This is a genomic window from Cobetia sp. QF-1 (assembly GCF_002213105.1).
GTDB lineage: Bacteria > Pseudomonadota > Gammaproteobacteria > Pseudomonadales > Halomonadaceae > Cobetia > Cobetia crustatorum.
The window spans coordinates 71200-94818 of record NZ_NBVS01000007.1 but is presented as its reverse complement, the minus strand read 5'-3'; the positions used below and the strand labels follow the sequence as shown (position 1 = coordinate 94818).

At 57.8% G+C, this 23619-nt stretch carries 4 protein-coding genes; 3 read left to right on the top strand and 1 reads right to left on the bottom strand.

Going from position 1 to position 23619, the window contains the following annotated elements; translation table 11 throughout:
* Window positions 1–55: 55 nt before the first annotated feature.
* Complete coding sequence (locus CFN46_RS13275) at window positions 56–1438, bottom strand: NAD-dependent succinate-semialdehyde dehydrogenase (protein ID WP_088743758.1); 1383 nt, start codon at window positions 1436–1438, stop codon at window positions 56–58.
* Between the two features lie 306 nt (window positions 1439–1744).
* Here CFN46_RS13275 and CFN46_RS13270 point away from each other — a divergent pair, with 306 nt between their 5' ends.
* The 3 genes from CFN46_RS13270 to CFN46_RS13260 all read left to right on the top strand — a co-directional run bounded on the left by CFN46_RS13270 (window position 1745) and on the right by CFN46_RS13260 (window position 23583).
* Window positions 1745–2185, top strand: a complete 441-nt coding sequence (locus tag CFN46_RS13270; protein ID WP_024950589.1) for a phosphotyrosine protein phosphatase — start codon at window positions 1745–1747, stop codon at window positions 2183–2185.
* 279 nt (window positions 2186–2464) lie between these two features.
* Window positions 2465–4063 carry a cadherin-like domain-containing protein gene (locus CFN46_RS13265; protein WP_088743757.1) on the top strand — a complete coding sequence of 533 codons (1599 nt, stop codon included), beginning with the start codon at window positions 2465–2467 and terminating at the stop codon, window positions 4061–4063.
* Window positions 4027–23583: a VCBS domain-containing protein gene (locus CFN46_RS13260; RefSeq protein ID WP_088743756.1), complete on the top strand. Its 19557-nt coding sequence runs from the start codon at window positions 4027–4029 to the stop codon at window positions 23581–23583. Before CFN46_RS13265 ends, CFN46_RS13260 begins: the two co-directional genes overlap by 37 nt.
* The last annotated feature ends 36 nt before the right edge of the window (window positions 23584–23619 follow it).

Here is a 23619-nt window from a genome sequence, read left to right as displayed (position 1 = left end):
TTGCGACAAGTCATTACCAGTGGAGGACTAAAGCCTCAAGACTCATGTCTGTGTCTTAGTGCTTGGCGACATAGACGGTGCGAATATTCATGAAGGCACCGAAGCCATATTCGCTCTGCTCGCGGCCATAGCCGCTGCCTTTAACGCCACCAAATGGCAGTTGAGCGAAGGGTGTTGTCGGGCGATTCACGAAGCTCATGCCCGCTTCGAGCTGGCGAGCGACGCGCTCACCGCGCTCGAGATCCTTTGATACCACTGTGCTGCCGAGGCCATAAGGGCAGTCGTTCGCCAGCTGGATGGCATGGTCTTCATTCTCGGCAATCACGACAGACGCCACCGGGCCGAATAGCTCTTCATTGAAGGCTGGGTTGCCCTGCGTGACGTTGCTCAGCACCGTCGGCGGATACCAAGCACCGGCGCGGTCAGGAATTTCACCACCGCATTCGAGTTTGGCGCCGGCCTTGATGGCGCGCTGGACTTGATCGTGTAGATCATCGCGCAGGTCTTTGCGCGACATCGGCCCGATATCGATGCCTTCGACCAGCGGGTCGTCCATGCGCATCTGCTTCACTTTCTCGATCAGGCGCGCTGTGAAGTCCTTGGCCAGTGATTTATCGACGATCAAGCGCTTGGAGGCTGCGCAGCTCTGGCCGGTATTATCAAAGCGACCAGCAATGGCGAGATCGACGGCCCGCTCGATCTCGGCGTCATCCAGCACAATCAGGGGGTCTATCCCGCCGAGCTCCAGCACACTCGGCTTGAGCGCTGCGCCAGCCTGCTGGGCAACCTTACGCCCGGCTTCTTCGCTCCCCGTCAATGTCACACCGCAGACAATCGGGTCGTTGATGATGCTTTCCACCATCTCAGCGCCGATGGGTAGCCAAGTGAACACACCTTCCTCGAAGCCTGCCTTATGGAAGAGCTGAGTGATAAGTTCGGCGCAGCCAGGCACATTGGAAGCGTGCTTGAGCAGGCAGACATTACCACCCGCCAGGTTGGGCGCTGCAAAGCGGACGACCTGGTACAGCGGATAGTTCCAAGGCATCACGCCCAGGACTGCACCCATTGGATCCTTGATGATCATGGCGCTTTCGGCACCCTCGACATCACGGGGTTCCGGGTCCATCAGCTCGTCGAGGTTATCGGCGTAAAAACGGGTGATGCTGGAAGAAATCTGGGTTTCGCTGAGACCCTGTTGATAGGGCTTGCCCATTTCACGGGCGATCAGGGTAGCCATCTCCTCTTTGTGCTCATCGATGAGATCAGCAAGCACATTCAGTCGACGGGCACGCTCTTCTAGCGGTAGTTGGCTGTAAGCTGGGTAAGACTCGCGGGTCTGGTCTAGCTTGCGGGCCAGATCATCCTTGCTTAACGTGGCATATTCATTGAGGACATTGTCATTGGCCGGATTTGTAGCGGTCAGTGTCTTGTTGCTCATCTTGCCTCCCGTAAGGGTTGCTCTGTCAGCATGAGATCGCCGGTGTTGGCACGATCCATCGTGTCCCCTAACACTTGTGGTGCGGTAAGTGGTCTTCAAGGGTATTCATTGAATTGGTTGCGTCATCGCAGTGTTGCCGTAAGAGAACAGCGACTGCTCTTGAACAATTACTGTGCGATAAAGTGCATTGCACAGAGTCTGCTCTAACTGGCAGAGCATGCGACAATGCTAGCTTTTGGACGGCAATGAACTCGAGGCAGATCTCACGTTCAGAGTCAGCAAGGTTCGCAAGGAGAGGAATACGGCGTGTTCAACAACATTCTGGTGATATGTACCGGCAATATCTGTCGCAGCCCAGTAGGGGAGGCGCTATTACGTAAGGCATTGCCGGGTAAGACCGTACACTCTGCAGGCGTGGGGGCTCTGGTTGATCATCCGGTAGAGCCAACCGCTGCAAGAATGGCCACGGCCTCGGAATTGGAGGTTGAGCACCATCGCGCCCGTCAGGTATCGATAGAGATGTTGACTGCAGCAGATCTTGTGCTGGTCATGAGCGATGGGCATCGTCGTGCCATCAATCAGATGGCCCCCCAAGTCAGCGGTAAGACCATGCTGTTTGGGCGTTGGCTGGCCGCTGGAAAGGGTGAAGAGATTCCTGATCCCTATCGGAAGAGTGAGGCAGCGTTTGAGCATGCCCACAAGAAACTGATGGACGCTGCTGCACTCTGGGTTGCCAAGCTCAAGTAGCCTTACTCCAGTTACTGTAACCTTATGTATCGATAGAGTTTTTTGGCGTATCTAAAAGGCCGACTGCCTCGCAGTCGGCCTTTTTTTGTGCCTGTTAAAAAATCTTTTATAACAACGGCTTAGTGCATTTTGTTAAATTTTGTATATTGTGTGGTCTGTTGGGCATTCTCAAGCGTTAGATATCTAAGTATTAATTTTTTATAGAGTTTGCTGAATTCTAGCGCGTAATGTATATTTTTGTTAACAAATGTCTCCAAATAATTACACTGGTGCCCACTGATGCGCGAACTCGATCTTCAGGCTCTTGAGCCCCGTCTGCTGTTGGATGCTGCTGCTGCTGTGACCGTTGTCGAAAGTGCCGACGTCAGCAGCGACAACATGCAAGCAACCTTGTCAGGCACCGAGGATACTCCGTATTCACTCTCCAGCTTGAGCGTGACGGATGAAGGGGGCGCAGAGGGGACGGATCAGTACACGCTGAATTTGAGCCTGGATGCGGCGGCAGTAGACGCCGGTGCGGTGCTCAGCAGTGGTGGCAGCAGCACAGCATTTACCGGTACGGCGCAGGAGATTACTGATCAGTTGGCGGGAGTCACCGTGACTCCGGGTGAGAACTACACCGATGACATTACCCTGAATCTGAATCTCACCGAGGGCGGCGAATCAAGGAGCTCGCTGGATTTCGTGGCGACGCTTACTCCAGTCAATGATGATCCGGTTTTTACTGACAGTGGTGAAAACTATCCTTCTGCCACAGAGGCGGGCACCTTTACTTTTTCTATCGAGGCGCTGGGCCTGAGTGATCCGGATATCACCAGTGGTGAGCAGGGCGAGGATCAGTTGATCCTCGCGATCGATAGCCTGCCGACCACGGGTAAGTTGACCTTCAATGGCTCTCCTGTCGCTGTGGGTTCTACCTTTGATGCAAGTCAGCTCAGCAAGCTCGTCTATACCCATGATGGCAGTGATATTGCCGTAGGGGATACCGACAGCTTTTCGGTCACAGTCGTTGATGGAGCTGGTGGTGAGGCCTTCGCCATGCTCAATGTCGAGCTGATCCCGGATAATGCGGCGCCTGCGGTGACGGGTGATTCGCAGCAGTTCGAAGGTCAGAGCACGTCACTGGGGCTGACATACACCGATGAAGAGTCGGGACATGCTGATGCGGCCGCCAATGCGACGGTCGAAATCACGAACCTCGGTAACCTCGCTGACCGTGGCACTTTGTATCTGGATCTGAATGAAGACGGCATCGCCGACGCCGATGAAGTTATTTCCAGCATATCGGATGATCTGGCGAGCTTTACGGCAGACCAGCTTCAGTACTTATCCTTTGCCCATGATGGCGATGAGCCTGATTTCGATGACCGGCCTAGCTTCACCATCAAGGTTACCGATGTCGGCGGCGGTGAAGGTGAGGGCAACGCGCTCTCCAGTGAGCGCACGATCACTATCGGTATTCTGGAGAACAATGACGACCCGACGCTGACGCCGACTACCGAAGCATTGGATGCCACGACCAATGCTGATAGCTCAGTCGTCATCACCACGGCAGCATTGGGAGCAGTAGATCCGGACAGCACGACGGATCAGCTTGCCTACTCGGTCCAATCTATCCCTACCTATGGCGAGATTCAGCTCAACGTCGGCACTGAGGAATCGCCGGAATGGGTAGAGTTGATCGTCGGTACCAGCTTTACTCAGGCTCAGGTCGATAGCGGTTTCGTCCGCTACGTGCAAACCGAGTCTGCGCCGGAAGGTACCACTACCGATACAGGATTCACTTTCGGCCTGGTCGACTCCGAATTCAAGGCCTTCGAGACTGCTGGCGATGCAGGGACATGGGGGGCGCAAACTCCCCCACCACTGGCACGCTGACCTTTACGGTGGATGATGGCGTCGGTGGACAGGGCTTGGACCCGCAAGATCCAATCGATTCGATTTCGATCAATGCTGGGCTGGTTGTTGAGGAAGCGACTTCCACCACCACAGCTACCGTGATTTCCACATCAGAGCTGCAATATACGGTGACGGCAGGGGCTTACACCTACCCGACCAGCCAGATTGTCTACACCGTGTCTGTATTGCCGACCAACGGCACCCTGTATGTGGATGGTACTGCGCTTAGTGCCTATGGCAGTTTCACCCAGGCTGATATCGACGCGGGACTGGTGACCTTCCTGCAGGACGGCAGTGAGGATCATGAGTCAGAATTCACTTATACCGTGACCAATGGCGGTGATTTCACTGCAATTGATACCTTCTCCATCGACGCGACCCCGGTCAATGATGCGCCTGTGGCTAGCGACTCCAGTGTCAGCGTGATTGAGAAAACGGTGGATGGCACCGGTATCGTGCGCATCACTGATCTGGTGATGACCGATGCGGATGGCAGTGAAGAGGGCCTCGGAGATGAAGGCGCAACGGATGATCTGTGGTTCCAGATCAGTCTGGATGATCTGAGCGGCGGCACGCTTCAAGTCTGGGATGGCAGTGAGTGGGTGGCAGCCTCAGAAGATGTCTGGTACTCCCAGGACATTCTGAGCGCTGACGCTGATGGCGAAACCAGTGGCCTGCGTTACGTGCATGACGGCGGAGAAAGCACTGATGAGCTGAACGATAGTTTCACCTTCATCGTCCGCGATGATCTTGCAGCGCCGTCTGATCCTTTCGACACTGACACCAGCACGCCAACCGACAACGGCCTGGAGACCAGTAACGTCTCCAATACCGGCACCGTGACGATAGCCGTCACTCCCTTCAATGACGCTCCGATGATTCCTTTGACCGCTGATGCTGCCGATCAGACGGTGACGAATGCCGCGGGGGTCACGACAACATCAGCCAATAATCCGCTCGCACTTGGCGAAGGTGAGATTGCGGTCATTACCAATAGCCTCTTGCAGGCAGTTGATAGTGATAACACGACACGTCAGTCGACCTACGTTGTCGAAAGCCTCCCCGAAAATGGCACGCTGCTCGTCAGTGGCAAGACGCTGCGCGTCGGCAGCTCCTTCACTCAAGCTGATATCGATAGCGGTTTGCTCTCATACGAGCATGATGGCGGTGAGACACGCTCTGACGATTTCACCTTTACCGTCAGTGATGGGCCACTGACGACTGATGAAGCCACCTTTGATATTGTCATCACGCCGTTGGATGACTCTCCTGAAATCACGGGGACTCAGCCAGAAGACAAGCTGATCCCGGCCTCTACTGCACTTTCTGCACTGGATCTTGGTGGCGCCTTTGTTATTGGTGACGTCGATATCCTGGACGCCGAGTCAGGTCTGGGTGTCGATGCGGCTGAGACTGATAGCATCAAGGTATCACTCTCGCTCAAGGATGAAGACGGTGCCATCGTTCCGTTTACTACCGCTGTTCTGACAGCACTGCCCAGTGGTGCAGATTCCACTGTTATCACTGATGCCAATACTCTGGTGATTGAAGGTACCTTGGAGGCCGTTCAAGCCTCTTTGGACACCTTGAGCGTGCAGATGGTGTTGGACCCGATTTCTGGTGAGGAGGACCCTGATCAGCGTTGGACGTTGGAAGCCGTCGTGGATGACCGTCTTGGCGATGGCAGCCTGAATGGCGGCTCTGCCAACGAAGGTGGGGCGGCTATAGGCGAGGATTTCAATACGGTAACTGCGAACGTAGAGCTTTGGGCCTCTACAGAGAATGATGCCCCTGTCGTGACTCTGCCGGACACTACCGAGCTGGTGGTTACGGAAGATGGTGGCTATCAGGATATCGGTACCATCACCGTGACTGACGCTGATAGTTTTGATGAAGATGTCACCGTGGTACTCAGTGTGCCGGCGGGAAATCTGCAGATCACTGCTGCGGGAGATGCTGTTGTCAGCGGCAACCAGTCTGGCACTATCACTGTGATCGGCACGGTGACTGATATCAAAGCTGCGCTGAAAAATATCCAGTATCAGCCAGATGAGAATGACAATGGCACGGTGGAGTTGACCGTTACCGCGACGGATACCGACCTGCATGGTGATGGCACCGCGATCACTACAACGGCGACTACCGACATCACGATCACTGCGGTCAATGATGTACCGCTCTTGACCGTACCCACGGAAACGCTGGTGATGGATGATGGTCAGCCACTGACCATCTCCGGTATTTCTGTCGCGGATGACAATGATTTTGGTCAGGACGTTTATAACGATGTCCAGACCGTGATGGTAACGGTTGAACAAGGTGAAGCATTTGCCGATGGCACGCTTGATCTTGTTGCGGGTATAGGGCTTACCGTCAGTGGTCAAGAAACTGGCGTTCTGGAATTGACCGGAACGCTGGCGGACCTCAATGCTGCCTTGGCGACGCTTGAATTTACCGCTGCAGATATTAACGACGATAAATCAGCCAAGCTGAACATTACCTTCAATGATGAAGGTAATGGTGATCCGACTCAGGAAAATGCGCAGGAAGAATCAGCTTCTGCTTCGATCACGATCAATGTCTCGGGTGAGAATGATGCCCCGACGATCACCAGTGCCACACCAGAAGCCGGTGTGCTGAATGAAGATTCCAGCCTCAATCTATCTGCTTTGGGGGTTGTGCTGAATGATCCCGATGATTTTGGTGCGGATAACCTGACACTGACGCTGACCGTTCAGCACGGTACTTTCAATGATGGCACCAGCAACGTCACCCTCACTGGCACCGAAGCCCAGCTGCAAGCTGCGCTGAATGCCGAGACGTATACCGCTGATGGTGATTACTACGGTGAAGATATACTCGGTATTACCTTCAATGATGGCGGTAATACCGGCTTGATTGCAGGCACTAATGAAAGTGGCGAGCAGGAAGTTAGCAGGAATATCACGCTGACGGTCACGTCAGTCAACGACCGTCCTGTATCCGATGGTGCTGACGAGTCCGTGGTGGCGATCAATGAAGATACCGCCGACGCTAATATCAGCGGCACCGATCTCCTCACCCTTCTGAATGATCAGTACAGTGATACGACTGATGATCAAACCCAGGAAAATGGCCTCACTGCTGCCAGCGAAGAAACCCCGCTGACCTATGTCGCAATTACTGGTAATAGCTCTACCAGTAATCAGGGTACATGGCAGGTATTGATCGGATCTGATTGGATCGATATTCCTGCAGGTCTATCCGATAGCAGTGCATTGGTGGTTTCGGCAGACGCTGATATCCGTTTCGTACTGGCTGATGACTTCAATGGAGTGCCAGGTGCCTTGGCCGTACGCCTCGGCGATGGCAGCGATTTGGGTATCAATACCAGCGATTCCGCTAGCGATTTGTTCGACCTTGCCGATGAACCCAACGGCAATCTGGGTGATCAGGCTAGCGTCTGGTCGGATGCTCTGATTGCCATTGGCACCAGTGTTATTGAGACGAACGATGCCCCGGCCATACCAGACGATAGCGTGACCCTGGCGGCCATTGACGAAGACGTTACCGATTCTGAAGGCGACACCGTTGCCAACCTGATGGGCGGTAACTTCGATGATGCCAGTGCAGACGATCAAACTGATGAGGCGGTGTCTGGTGGCAGTGAGGCAGATAGCTTCGCGGGTGTTGCCATCATCTCCAGCCCATCAATCGATACTGAAGGCACTTGGCAGTACTCCACGGATGCTGGTGCCACCTGGATCGATGTGCCGGACGATGTCAGCGACAGCAACGCACTCGTTCTGACGACGACTGACTCGCTGCGCTTTGTACCGGCAGAGAATTATCATGGCGCGCCGACGGGGCTCGACTATGTGGTGGCCGACGATAGCAGCGGTGCAGTGACATCTGAATCCCGTGTGGATGTTTCTACTTTTGACCAGGCCGGTATCTGGTCTGATGCCGCAAGTGCTGCAACGCTGAACACGACAGTGAATCCGATCAATGATGCGCCGGTGCTGACGGGTAGCACCGCGCCTGAAGCCTTCGCTATTTCAGTCGTTGAAAATAGCGGCCCGGGAACTGGCAGTGCGGAAGTTGCCTTGGTATCAGAGGCCTCTCTAAGTGATATCGATACTGCTCTGGTCGGTGACAACTTCGGCGGCGGCACCATTACCATCACTATCGATACTGCGACGAACTTCGATATCTTCTCGGTGGATGAAGCGCTTGATGGCTTTGCAAACGCCGATCTTGATGATGGCACCTTGACCGTGGCGCTGGCCTCCGGTGCCACGGCAGCTCAGGTGGCAGCATTGGTCAACTCCCTGACCTATCAGAACGTCAGTGATGATCCGGACACTACCACTCGCGCCTACACCGTGGTGGTCAATGACGGCAACAATGATGGCTTGTCTGAAGATGAATCAGGCGGTGACGCTTCACTCGATAGCAATATCCTGACGGGCTATCTGAAGGTTGTGGATACCAATGATGATCCGGTAGCTGTCAATGATGCTGGCATCACTGATGAAGACACTGCGTTGGCGGTTGAGGCTGAAAACGGTGTGCTGAGCAATGACACCGATCTGGATACGCCGGAGGAAGACTTCGTCGTCAGTCAGGTCAATGGCAGTGACGGTAACGTGGGTCAGCTAGTGGCTGGCAGCACGGGTGGCTCCTTCACCCTGAATCAGGATGGTAGCTGGAGCTTCACCCCTGACGGAGATTTCGAAGGGCTGAAAGCAGGTGAAAGCGCAGTGACCACCGTGACGTATCAGGTCAGTGATGGTGAAGGCGGTGTGTCGACGGCGACCGTCAGCGTGACCGTCAATGGTGTCGATGATATTCCGACACTGATCGCTGACACGGGTGCTGTCACGGAAGATACCAACGTGACAGACGGCGACCTGACGACCAGCGGTACCTTGGCGGCGGGCACGGATGGCGATACAGGTGAAGACAAGTTCACGGCAGAGACTCTCGCCGGTATCTACGGTGAACTGACCGTCGATGCCGATGGCAACTGGACCTACAGCGCCGATAACGCGCAAGACGCGATTCAGCAGCTCAATCAGGGCGCGACCCTGACCGATAGCCTTACGGTCACCAATGCCGATGGTGTGACGACCACGACGGTCGATATCACCATCACTGGCGTCAATGATGCGCCGGTGGCCGTTGCGGATATCGGTACCACCTCAGAAAACTCCGACCTCGTCGTTGCGGCTGTCGATGGCGTGCTGTCCAACGATACCGATATCGATCAGGGCTCCACCAAGACCGTCAGCCAGGTGGCTGGCGCGGGGACGGGTGTTGATGCCTCTGTCGCGATGACGGGTGGCGGGTCGATCACCATCGCTGCCGATGGAAGCTATACCTTCGTTCCGGGTGCTGATTTCGATTATCTTGCCGCTGGCGAAAGTGCCACAACCACGATTGCCTACACTGTTCAGGACGATAACGGGGCCGAGTCGAGCAGTACGCTGACGATCACCGTCACGGGCACCAATGATATCCCGACGCTGATCGCTGACACGGGTGCTGTCACGGAAGATACCAACGTGACAGACGGCGACCTGACGACCAGCGGTACCCTTGATGCAGGTACAGACGGTGACGCTGGGGAAGACAAGTTCACTGCCGAGACCCTCACTGGCACTTATGGCGAACTTGTCGTCGATGCCGATGGCAACTGGACCTACAGCGCCGATAACACGCAAGACGCGATTCAGCAGCTCAATCAGGGCGCGACGCTGACGGATAGCATTACGGTCACCAATGCCGATGGCGTGACGACAACGACGGTCGATATCACCATCACTGGCGTCAATGACGCGCCAGTGGCTGTCGCGGATACGGGCACTACCGCAGAAAACACCGACCTCGTCGTTGCGGCTGTCGATGGCGTGCTGTCCAACGATACCGATATCGATCAGGGCTCCACCAAGACCGTCAGCCAGGTGGCTGGCGCGGGTACGGGTGTTGATGCCTCTGTCGCGATGACGGGGGGCGGGTCGATCACCATTGCTGCCGATGGCAGTTATACCTTCTCGCCGGGTACCGATTTTGACTATCTCGCCGTAGATGAGACAGCGACCACCACGGTTGCCTACACCGTTCAGGACGATAACGGGGCCGAGTCGAGCAGTACGCTGACGATCACCGTCACAGGGACAAACGATGCGCCGACGGTCGTTGAGGTCCAGCAGGACCAGACGGGTGTTGATGGTCAGGCAATCACACCGTTCGACGTGGTTGATCTGTTCGCTGATACGGATGATGGAGCTGAGCTGAGCTACGCTGCTGCGGATCTGCCGGAGGGTCTGAGCATCGATCCGAGCACGGGCATCATCAGCGGTACGCTGACCAGTGATGCCTCTCAGGGCGGTATTGATGGCGTTCACACCGTCACACTGACGGCGACGGATGAAAACGATGCGTCTGTCACCACGACTTTCACGTGGACCGTTGCCAACGTGGATCCCGTCGCGCAGGACAATAGCGACGACGTTGCTGAAGGACTCGCGACCGATTCCGTCAGCACGGCCAACGGTAACGTCATTTCTGACGCAGGCACCGATAGTGACGGTGGCAATGATGATGATGTCATCGTCGTCAGTGGTGTCGGCGTTGGCGAGAATGTGGCGACTGACACAGCTGCAGGGGTAGCCGTTGACGGAAGTTATGGCGCCGTTGTCATCGCTGCTGACGGTAGCTACACCTACACCCTTGATAACGCCAACAGCGCGGTTCAGGCACTCGATGTCGGCGATAGCCTCGTCGAGACATTCACCTATCAGATCTCTGATGGACAGGGTGGTCTGGCGACAGCGCTTCTGACCCTCACGATCAATGGCACCAATGATGCGCCGGTGGCGGTTGCTGATGCCACTGCCACCAATGAAGACACGGCTCTCACTGTTGCCGATACCACGAATGTGCTGAGCAACGACACGGATGTGGACGATGCGTCCTCGTTGTCTGTCAGCCAGGTCAATGGCAATGCGGGCAGTGTCGGTCAGCCGGTCACCGGCAGCGAGGGCGGCTCCTTCGTCCTGAATGAAGATGGTAGCTGGAGCTTTGATCCTGCCGGTGATTTTGAAGACTTGAAAGCAGGTGAAAGCGCCGTTTCCACCATTACCTATCAAGTCAGTGATGGTGAGGGCGGTCTGTCGACGGCGACCGTCAGCGTGACCATCAATGGCGTGGATGACATTCCGACATTGACCGCGGATAGCGGCAATGTCACCGAAGATACTGCGGTCGATGCTGACGGAAATCTCATCGCGACAGGTACGCTGGTTGCAGGGACTGGCGGCGATGCAGGAGAAGACAAGTTTACCGCTGAGACGCTTGCCGGCACCTATGGTGAGCTTGTCGTCGATGCCGATGGCAACTGGACCTATAGCGCCGATAACGCACAGGATGCAATTCAGCAGCTGAATCAGGGCGCGACGCTGACGGACAGCATCACGGTCACCAATGCCGATGGCGTGACGACCACGACGGTCGACATCACCATCACTGGCGTCAATGATGCGCCGGTGGCCGTCGTGGACAGTGGAGCCACCACCGAGAACGTGGGTCTGACGGTAGCCGCTGTTGATGGCGTATTGGCCAATGACACCGATATCGATACGGGGTCGACCAGTGCTGTCAGTCAGGTGGCTGGTGCGGCTGGCGGAGTGGGGACCTCCGTCGCCATGACCGGCGGCGGAGCGATCACCATCGACGCTGACGGTGGCTATACGTTCGTACCGGGCGCGGACTTCGACAATCTCGCCGTAGGCGAAACAGCAACGACGGTCGTTGCCTATACGGTACAGGATGACAATGGCGCCGAATCCAGCAGCACGCTGACCATCACGGTGACAGGCACCAATGACGCGCCGGTCGTTGTCGATACCCAGATGAATCTGACCGGCGTCGATGGCCAGGCGATCACTGCCTTCGATGTCGTCGATCTGTTTGCAGATGTTGATGACGGTGCAGTATTGGCCTATACCGCCACCGAACTACCCGATGGTCTGAGCCTCAACGCGAGTACCGGCGTGATCAGCGGCACCCTGAGCAGCGATGCTTCTCAAGGTGGCACAGAGGGTGTTCATACCGTCACGCTGACGGCGACCGATGACCAGGGCGCCATTGTCACCACTGACTTCACGTGGACCGTGGCAAACGTGGACCCCATCGCTCAGGACAACGCGGATTCCCTTGAGGAAGGTACCGCCATTGACAGCATCAGCACCACTGAAGGCAACGTGATCACTGATGCTGGCGTGGATAGCGATGGCGGTGATGATAACGACACCCTGCTCATCAATGGCGTGGGCTTCGGGGCGAATGTCGCGACCGACGCGGCCGCTGGCGAAGACGTCGATGGTGACTATGGCAGTCTTGCCATCGCCTCCAATGGCGCTTACGTCTATACCCTGGATAACAGCAGCGCAGCCGTCCAGGCATTGGATGTTGGCGATACTCTGGTCGAGACTTTCACCTATGAAATCTCCGATGGCCAGGGTGGCGTTGCGACGGCACTGCTGACCATCACCATCAATGGCAGCAACGATGCGCCGGTGCTGGTCGATGGTGCACAACCGGTTGAGCAGAGTGACGCTGATGGCGAAGCCGTGACACCGCTGGATGTATCGGGTGCCTTCACTGACGTCGACGCTGATGCGTCGCTGACCTACAGTGCGGCCAATCTGCCGGATGGATTGAGCATTGACCCAGATACCGGCGTGATCAGCGGTACACTCACCAGTGATGCCTCTCAAGGTGGCACGGAGGGTGCACACGACGTCGTCATCACCGTGACAGATGATCAGAATGCCAGTGTGACGACCACCTTCATATGGAATGTCGCCAACGTTGATCCGATCGCGCAGGACAATACGAATGCGCTTGATGAGGGTCTCGAGACCACTGCCGTCAGCACGACGGGTGGCAATGTCCTGACAGATGCCGCACCGGATGCAAGTGTCGATAGCGACGGCGGAAATGATGCCGATGAACTGAGTGTCAGCGGTGTCGGTGCCGGCCAGGCAATCGTCGACGGCGCCACCTCTGCTGATGGCACCTTCGGCAGCATCACTCTCGATGGTACGGGTGAATATCTCTATACCCTCGATAACACCAACGATGCTGTACAGGCATTGGCGGTCGGTGAAACTCTCACCGATACCATCAGCTATGAAATATCTGATGGTCAGGGTGGCACGGACACCGCTGAACTGACCATCACCATCAACGGCACCAATGATGCGCCGGTCATCACGCTGGAGGCAGGGGATAGCGCTGGTGCATCGCTGATCGAAAGCGATGCTGGTCTCAGTGCCAGCGGCACGCTGAGTGTGGCAGATGTCGATACCACCGATAGCGTGACGCCGAGCATCACGGCGGTAGCAACCACTGGTGATATCAATGGCCTGTCAGAGGCTGATCTGCTCGCGATGCTGTCAGTGGATGACGGGGCCGTCATCAATGGCACCGACACTCAGGGCACCCTGAATTGGGACTTCGATAGCAGTGCGTTACCGACTGCCTTCGATCACCTGGCGCTGGGTGAGGTGCTGACGCTGACCTATACCGTCGAGGTGGCGGATGGCCAGGGCGGCTCCGACAGTCAGGACATCACGCTGACCATCACCGGTAGCAATGATGCGCCGGTTCTGGTGGCTGACGCGCAACCGGTTGATCAGGCATATGACGACGGTGATGCGATCACGCCGTTCAGTGTGTCAGATGCCTTTGCCGACGTTGATAACGATGCCGTACTGACGTTCGCGGCCGCCAACCTGCCAGCGGGTTTGAGCATCGATGCAGAGACGGGTGACATCAGCGGTACATTGACCAGTGATGCTTCTCAGGGCGGTGATGACGGGGACGGCATCTACACCGTCATCTTGACCAGCACTGATGAGAACGGTGCCGAGGTCACGACAAGCTTTACCTGGACTGTCGCCAATGTAGCGCCAGAGGCTGAAAACGATGCTGCCTTCATCGATGAAGGCGCGAGTGCGACTGACGACAGCGCTGTCAGCGGCAATGTTCTTGGTGCTCTGGGCGCCGGTGACAATGATCAAGCGGATAGTGACGGCGGCAATGACAACGATGCTCTGGTCGTCAGTGGTATCGCATTCGGTGCTGTGCCAGCGACGCTGGCAGCCGCTGGCAGCGATGTCGATGGAAACTATGGTTCGCTCATCATCAATGCTGACGGTACCTATACCTACGACCTGAACAATGCCAATGAAGATGTGCAGGCGCTGGCGGTTGGCGAAGTGCTCAGTGAGACCTTCACCTATCAGATTTCAGATGCTCAAGACGGTGTCGATACTGCGCTGCTGACCATCACCATCAACGGCACCAACGATGCACCGGTCATCTCCATCGAGGGCGACGATAGCGCCGCTGAGACGCTGACCGAATCGGACACCACGCTCGCGACGGCCGGCACGCTGTCCGTCAGCGATCTGGATACCACCGATATCGTCACCCCGAGCGTCGCTTCCGTGACCGCCACCGGCGATACCGACGGCCTGAGCAATGCCCAGCTGCTGGGCATGCTCTCTGTCGATGCCGAGGCGATCATCGCCGACACCGACAATGACGGCACGCTGAACTGGGCCTTCGACAGCGCAAGCGTCGCCGGTGAAGCCTTCGATCACCTCGCCGTGGGTGAGAGCCTGGTGCTGGATTACACCGTGGTGGTCACTGACAGCCAGGGCGCGACGGCGGAACAGGTCGTCCAGATCACCATCAACGGCACCAACGACGAACCGGTCATCGCCATTGAAGGCGACGACAGTGCAGCCGAGACGCTGACCGAGTCTGACGCCACGCTCGCGACCTCCGGCACGCTGTCGGTCAGCGATCTGGATACCACCGATGAAGTGACGCCGAGCGTCGCCGCTGTTACTGCCACCGGTGACACCGATGGTCTGAGCAATGCCGAGCTACTGGGCATGCTGTCCGTGGATGCCGATGCGATCATCGATGGCGTCAGCAATGACGGCACGCTGAACTGGGCGTTCGACAGCTCAAGCGTCGCGGGTGAAGCCTTCGATCATCTGGCGATGGGCGAGAGCCTGGTGCTCGATTACACCGTAGTGGTCACTGACAGCCAGGGCGCGACCGCTGAACAGGTCGTCAGCATCACCATCAACGGCACCAACGATGCACCGGTGTTGGTGGCGGGCCAGCAGCCGGCCGACCAGTCTGATGATGATGGTGACCCCATCACCCCATTCAGCGTCGCGGATGCCTTCACCGATATCGATAACGACGCGGTGCTGACATTTACGGCTGGCAATCTGCCGGAAGGTCTGGTCATTGACCTGAACTCTGGCGAAATCAGCGGAACATTGTCGCCGGATGCCTCTCAAGGAGGTGACGACGATGATGGTATCTACACCGTCATTCTTACCGGCACCGATGAGAATGGCGCTTTTGTGACAACGTCATTCAGCTGGACCGTCGCCAACGTTGCCCCTGAAGCCTTTGACAACACTGCGGAGTTGGAGGAGGGCATCGCGACAGGCGATACCAGCACCACAGAGGGAAATGTCATCACCGATTCCCAGCCGGGAACAGATAGCGATGGCGGCAACGACAGTGATGTACTGGTTGTCAGTGGTGTTGGCTTCGGTGCGAATGTCGCGACGGATAGCGACGCAGGCACGCCGGTGCCAGGTAGCTTTGGCAGTGTCTCCATCGCTGATGACGGTAGCTACACTTATACGTTGGATAACACCAATGCTGCGGTACAGGCGCTCGCGGCGGGCGAGAGCTTGAGCGACACCTTTACCTATGAAATTTCGGATGGTCAGGGCGGTGTTGCGACAGCACTTCTGACTGTCACTATCAATGCAACAAACGACGCACCGGTCATCTCCATCGAAGGCGACGACAGCGCCGCTGAGTCTTTGACCGAATCTGATGCCACCCTCGCGACCGCCGGCACGCTGTCCGTCAGCGATCTGGATACCACCGATGTTGTCACGCCGAGCGTCGCTGCTGTGGTTGCCACTGGCGATACCGATGGCCTGAGCAATGAGCAGCTTCTCACCATGCTGTCCGTCGATGCAGAGGCGATCATCGATGGCGTCAGCAACGACGGCACGCTGAACTGGGTCTTCGACAGCGCAAGCGTTGCCGGTGAGGCCTTCGATCACCTCGCCGTGGGCGAGAGCCTGGTGCTGGATTACACCGTGGTGGTCACTGACAGCCAGGGTGCGACCGCCGAGCAAGTCGTCCAGATCACCATCAACGGCACCAACGACGCACCGGTCATCACCATTGAAGGCGACGACAGCGCCGCTGAGTCTTTGACCGAATCTGATGCCGCCCTCGCGACCGCCGGCACGCTGTCCGTCAGCGATCTGGATACCACCGATGTTGTCACGCCGAGCGTCGCTGCTGTGGTTGCCACTGGCGATACCGATGGCCTGAGCAATGAGCAGCTTCTCACCATGCTCTCTGTCGATGCCGAGGCGATCATCGGTGATGCAGCGAATGACGGCACCCTGAACTGGGCATTCGACAGCAACAGTGTCGCCGGGGAAGCCTTCGATCACCTCGCTGTAGGTGAGAGCCTGGTGCTGGATTACACCGTGGTCGTCACTGATAGCCAGGGCGCGACGGCGGAGCAAGTCGTCAGCATTACCATCAACGGCAGCAACGATGCGCCGGTCATCGCCATTGAGGGCGACGACAGCGCCGCCGAGTCTTTGACCGAATCTGACGCCACCCTCGCGACCGCCGGCACGCTGTCCGTCAGCGATCTGGATACCACCGATGTTGTCACGCCGAGCGTCGCTGCCGTGGTTGCCACTGGCGATACCGATGGTCTGAGCAATGCCGAGCTACTGGGCATGCTCTCTGTTGATGCCGAGGCGATCATTGCCAACACCGACAATGACGGCACCCTGAACTGGACCTTCGACAGCGCAAGCGTCGCCGGTGAAGCCTTCGATCACCTCGCCGTCGGCGAGAGCCTGGTGCTGGATTACACCGTGGTGGTCACTGACAGCCAGGGAGTGACGGCGGAGCAAGTCGTCCAGATCACCATCAGCGGCAGCAATGACGCACCGGTCATCGCCATTGAAGGCGACGACAGTGCGGCGGAATCGCTGATCGAGACGGACGATACGCTGAGCACCGCCGGCACGTTGTCCATCAGCGATCTGGATACCACCGACGTTGTCACGCCAAGCGTGGCTTCTGTTACCGCCACCGGCGATACCGATGGCCTGAGCAACGCTGAGCTGCTGAGCATGCTCTCTGTCGATGCCGAGGCGATCATCGCCAACACCGAGAACGACGGCACGCTGAACTGGACCTTCGACAGCGCAAGCGTCGCCGGTGAAGCCTTCGATCATCTCGCCGTGGGCGAGAGCCTGGTGCTCGACTACACCGTGGTCGTCACCGACAGCCAGGGTGCGACCGCCGAGCAGGTCGTCTCGATCACCATCAACGGCACCAACGACGCACCGGTCATCGCCATCGAGGGCGACGACAGTGCGGCGGAATCGCTGACCGAATCTGACGCCACGCTCGCGACCGCCGGCACGTTGTCGGTCAGTGATCTGGATACCACCGATGTCGTCACGCCGAGCGTCGCTGCCGTGGTTGCCACCGGCGATACCGACGGCCTGAGCAATGCCGAGCTGCTGGGCATGTTGTCTGTCGATGCAGAGGCGATCATCGATGGCGTCAGCAACGACGGCACGCTGAACTGGGCCTTCGACAGCGCAAGCGTTGCCGGTGAGGCCTTCGATCACCTCGCCGTGGGCGAGAGCCTGGTGCTCGACTACACCGTGGTCGTCACCGACAGCCAGGGCGCGACCGCCGAGCAGGTCGTCAGCATCACCATCAACGGCACCAACGACGCACCGGTCATCGCCATTGAAGGCGACGACAGTGCGGCGGAATCGCTGATCGAGACGGACGATACGCTGAGCACCGCCGGCACGTTGTCCATCAGCGATCTGGATACCACCGACGTTGTCACGCCAAGCGTGGCTTCTGTTACCGCCACCGGCGATACCGATGGCCTGAGCAACGCTGAGCTGCTGAGCATGCTCTCTGTCGATGCCGAGGCGATCATCGCCAACACCGAGAACGACGGCACCCTGAATTGGACCTTCGACAGCGCAAGCGTCGCCGGTGAAGCCTTCGATCATCTCGCCGTGGGCGAGAGCCTGGTGCTCGACTACACCGTGGTGGTCACTGACAGCCAGGGTGCGACCGCCGAGCAAGTCGTCTCGATCACCATCAACGGCACCAACGACGCACCGGTCATCGCCATTGAAGGCGACGACAGTGCGGCGGAATCGCTGACCGAGACGGACGATACGCTGAGCACCGCCGGCACGCTTTCCATCAGCGATCTGGATACCACCGACGTTGTCACGCCAAGCGTGGCTTCTGTTACCGCCACCGGCGATACCGACGGCCTGAGCAATGATCAGTTGCTGAGCATGCTGTCCGTCGATGCCGAGGCGATCATCGATGGCGTCAGCAACGACGGCACGCTGAACTGGGCCTTCGACAGCGCAAGCGTTGCCGGTGAGGCCTTCGATCACCTCGCCGTGGGCGAGAGCCTGGTGCTCGACTACACCGTGGTCGTCACCGACAGCCAGGGCGCGACCGCCGAGCAGGTCGTCAGCATCACCATCAACGGCACCAACGACGCACCGGTCATCGCCATCGAGGGCGACGACAGCGCCGCCGAGTCTTTGACCCAATCTGACGCCACCCTCGCGACCGCCGGCACGTTGTCCGTCAGCGACCTGGATACCACCGATGTTGTCACGCCGAGCGTCGCTGCCGTGGTTGCCACTGGCGATACCGATGGCCTGAGCAATGAGCAGCTTCTCACCATGCTGTCCGTCGATGCCGAGGCGATCATCGCCGACACCGACAATGACGGCACGCTGAACTGGGCCTTCGACAGCGCAAGCGTCGCCGGCGAAGCCTTCGATCACCTCGCGGTGGGCGAGAGCCTGGTGCTGGATTACACCGTGGTCGTCACTGACAGCCAGGGTGCGACGGCGGAGCAAGTCGTCCAGATCACCATCAACGGCACCAACGACGCACCGGTCATCGCCATCGAAGGCGACGACAGCGCCGCTGAGTCTTTGACCGAATCTGACGCCACCCTCGCGACCGCCGGCACGTTGTCGGTCAGTGATCTGGATACCACCGATGTCGTCACGCCGAGCGTCGCTGCCGTGGTTGCCACCGGTGATGCCGACGGCCTGAGCAACGCCGAGCTGCTGGGCATGCTGTCCGTTGATGCCGATGCCATCATCGCCAACACCGACAATGACGGCACGCTGAACTGGACCTTCGACAGCAGCAGTGTCGAAGGTGAAGCCTTCGATCACCTGGCGGTGGGTGAGAGCCTGGTGCTGGATTACACCGTGGTGGTCACTGACAGCCAGGGCGCAACCGCTGAGCAAGTCGTCAGCATTACCATCAACGGCACCAACGATGCGCCGGTCATTGCCATCGAAGGCGACGACAGTGCCGCCGAGTCGCTGACCGAATCTGACGCCACGCTGAGCACCTCTGGCACGTTGTCGATCAGTGATCTGGATACCACTGACGACGTCACGCCGAGCGTCACGGCCGTGACTGCCACCGGTGACACTGATGGCCTGAGCAATGCCGAGCTGCTGAGCATGCTCTCCGTCGATGCCGATGCCATCATCGATGGTGTCAGCAACGACGGCACCCTGAACTGGACCTTCGACAGCGCAAGCGTGGAAGGCGAAGCCTTCGATCACCTCGCCGTGGGCGAGAGCCTGGTGCTGGATTACACCGTGGTGGTCACTGACAGCCAGGGCGCGACCGCGGAGCAAGTCGTCCAGATCACCATCAACGGCACCAACGACGCACCGGTCATCGCCATCGAGGGCGACGACAGCGCCGCCGAGTCTTTGACCCAATCTGACGCCACCCTCGCGACCGCCGGCACGTTGTCGGTCAGTGATCTGGATACCACCGATGTTGTCACGCCGAGCGTCGCTGCTGTGGTTGCCACTGGCGATACCGATGGCCTGAGCAATGCCGAGCTTCTCACCATGCTGTCCGTCGATGCCGAGGCGATCATCGCCGACACCGACAATGACGGCACGCTGAACTGGGCCTTCGACAGCGCAAGTGTCGCGGGCGAAGCCTTCGATCACCTCGCGGTGGGCGAGAGCCTGGTGCTGGATTACACCGTGGTCGTCACTGACAGCCAGGGCGCAACCGCTGAGCAAGTCGTCAGCATTACCATCAACGGCACCAACGACGCACCGGTCATCGCCATCGAGGGCGACGACAGCGCCGCTGAGTCGCTGACCGAGACTGACGCCACGCTGACCACCGCCGGCACGCTCTCCGTGAGCGATCTGGACACCACTGACGAAGTCACGCCGAGCGTCACGGCCGTGACTGCCACCGGTGACACTGATGGCCTGAGCAATGCCGAGCTGCTGAGCATGCTCTCCGTCGATGCCGATGCCATCATCGATGGTGTCAGCAACGACGGCACCCTGAACTGGACCTTCGACAGCTCAAACGTCGCCGGTGAAGCCTTCGATCACCTCGCCGTCGGCGAAAGCCTGGTGCTGGATTACACCGTGGTCGTCACTGACAGCCAGGGCGTGACCGCTGAGCAGGTTGTCTCGATCACCATCAACGGCAGCAACGATGCGCCGGTGCTGGTGGATGGTGAGCAACCTGTTGATCAAAGTGGTAACGATGGCGATCCCATCACGGCGTTCTTTGTCGCGGATGCTTTCACTGATATCGATAATGTTGCAGAGCTCAGCTTCTCGGCTGACAACCTGCCGGAAGGCCTGGTCATCGCCCCGGCCACCGGCGAGATCAGCGGTACGCTGTCGCCGGATGCCTCCACTGGCGGTGACGACAATGACGGCATCTACACCGTCACGCTGACGGGTACCGACGAGAATGGCGCCGAGGTCACCACGACCTTTACCTGGACCGTCGTCAACGTCGCGCCACAGGCCTTTGACAACATCGCTGAACTGGATGAGGGCGTCGCCACAGGAGACACCAGCACCACTAACGGCAACGTGTTGACGGAAGGCGAGTCAGATATCGATGGCGGCAACGACACTGATACGCTGATCGTCAGTGGTATCGGCGCAGGCGCCAATGCGGGCACTGACAGCGCCACAGGTACGCCGGTTGTCGGCACCTTCGGTAGCGTCACGATTGCAGAAGATGGCAGCTACACCTACGCACTGGATAACACCAACGCAGCGGTTCAGGCGCTCGCCGAAGGGGAAGTGCTCAGCGAGACCTTCACCTACGAGATCTCCGATGGTCAGAGCGGCACCGATACGGCGCTGCTCACCGTGACCATCAACGGCACCAACGATGCACCGCGCGCGACCCTCAGATCTCCGGGTATTGAGGTTGGAAGTGATGGGGAGCCAGTATCACCGGTGAATCTTCAGGAATTCTTTGAGGATATAGATAACGATTCCCAGCTCACCTTCAGTGCAGAAGGTTTGCCCGCAGGCCTGATTATTGATCCTGTTAGCGGGGTCATCAGTGGAGTTCTTTCCAATGATGCTTCTCAACAGGGGAATACGGCGACTCAAGGCCTTTACTCTGTCACGGCGACTGCGACCGATGAAGAAGGGCTACATTCTAGTATTTCCTTGAGCTATTACGCAGCCAACGTCGCGCCACAGGCCTTTGACAACATCGCTGAACTGGATGAGGGCGTCGCCACAGGAGACACCAGCACCACTAACGGCAATGTATTGACGGACGGTGACGCGGATATAGACGGCGGCAAGGACACCGATACGCTGATCGTCAGTGGCATCGGCGCGGGGGCCAATGCGGGGACTGACAGCACCGCCGGTACGCCGGTCACAGGTACCTACGGCAGCGTCACCATCGCCGACGACGGCAGCTATACCTACACGCTGGATAACACCAACGCGTCGGTGCAGGCGCTGGCCGACGGCGAAGTGCTCACCGAGACCTTCACCTACCAGATCTCCGATGGTCAGGGCGGCACCGACACGGCGCTGCTCACCGTGACCATCAATGGCACCAACGATGCTCCGGTGCTGGTCGAGGGTGCGCAACCGGCCGATCAGGCAGCCAACGACGGTGAGGCGATCACGCCATTCACCATTGCTGACGCCTTCACTGACGTCGACAACGGTGCCGAGCTGACCTTCCGCGTCGAGAATCTTCCCCAAGGACTGGTGATCGATCCAGCTACCGGCGAGATCAGCGGCACGCTGTCACCGGATGCTTCGCAGGGCGGTGATAACGACGAGGGTATCTACACGCTTACGGTTACGGCTACAGATGCTGAAGGTAATACTGCCAGCACAACCTTCACGTATAAGGTGAGCAACCCTATTCCTGAAGCGTTGGACCAGAGTGCAGAAGTCTCTGAAGACGGCGTGACAAGTGCAGTGGGAAATGTACTGGTCGGAGCTGATGGAGAGCCGCTCACGATTGATGTTGACGGAGACTCTGTGACGATTGCCAGCGTCAATGGCCAATCTGTTGATAATGACCAGACGGTTATTCAGGGCACCTATGGTCAACTGACCATTGCGTCTGATGGTGCATGGCGTTATGAGTTGGCAAATAACACTACCGCAGTGCAGGCGCTTGAGGATGGTCAGCGCGTCACTGACAGCTTTGGCTTTGTGGTCAGTGATGGCCAGGGGGGCATCGCGGTAGGCCAGCTGTCACTGAATGTAACGGGACTCAGTGAACCGGTAGTGCGAGGAACGACTGGTATTCCGCCGGTGACAGTTACGTCAGGTTTTGTACCTGATAATGGTTCTGATGGTGATGAAGTGGGGCGTCTCACGTCACAGGAAGATGACAGAGAGCAGCTCCTCTTCAGTGATTCTATCTTGCTGGATATCCCTAGCATTCAGCCAGTTCAGCTCACCATTATCTTGCGTGATGTAGTGGCCAATGAGGCGGTCTATGAATTCTCTCTGCCGGCCGGCGCTTTCGAGAGCACCAATAATGAAGAAATCAAGGTCGAAGCCACTAGAGCCGATGGTAGTTCGTTGCCTGGTTATGTTGCGTTTGATAGCGACTCACTGAGCTTCCGAGTCAACCGAGCCATGGCATTGTCTCTTGGCGTCGAGCGGGTCGATATCAAGGTCACCGGTCGCGATGAATCTGGTAACGAAGCAAGTACTACCTTCGTGATCTATCTCACGCCCAAGCAACAGGATGAAATTGAGCAAGAGACTGCCTTTGACGCTGAGACGAGTGATGAAGTACCGGCGACTGATTCACCTTCTGATGGTGAGGTAGGGCAACCACAAGCAGAGCCACAGCCTGAGCCTCAGGAAGCAGCAGAGACAACCGCTGTTCTTGGAGCAGTGCCACTCTCTGAAATGCTCAAGGTCGCTGGACGTGATGGATTCAGCCACGATCATGCCGATGTGCTTGCTGATTTGATGGCGTTGCTTGGAGATGATTCAGATATTTCCTGAGTTAGTCCGGCGACAGAGAAAGGCCAGCTAGCAGGT